The following is a 286-nucleotide window of genomic DNA, read 5'->3' on the forward strand; positions in this document are numbered from 1 at the left end:
ACCCTGATGAACCTGCTGGTAGGTCTGCGCCGCCCCAGCTCGGGGCGGGTCGAGTTGTTCGGCGGCGACCCCCGCGACCCGGCGACCCGGCGACAGATCGGGGTCACCCCGCAGGAGACCGGCCTGCCGGGCACGCTGCGGGTCGGCGAGGTGGTCGACTTCGTCTCCGCGCACTACGCGGACCCGGTGCCCCGGGGCGAGCTGCTCGACCGCTTCGGTCTGGGCGATCTCGGCAAACGGCAGACCGGTGGGCTGTACGGCGGGCAGCGCCGCCGCTTGGCGGTGG

1 protein-coding gene is annotated in these 286 nt (G+C 74.5%); it reads left to right on the forward strand.

Translation table 11 applies throughout. The annotated features are described in order from the left end of the window. On the forward strand, nucleotides 1-286 hold a 286-nt coding region (locus C7C45_RS33050), incomplete at both ends, for an ATP-binding cassette domain-containing protein (RefSeq protein WP_146247496.1).

Source organism: Micromonospora arborensis (genome assembly GCF_003205615.1).
In the GTDB taxonomy this organism is placed as follows: Bacteria; Actinomycetota; Actinomycetes; order Mycobacteriales; family Micromonosporaceae; genus Micromonospora; species Micromonospora arborensis.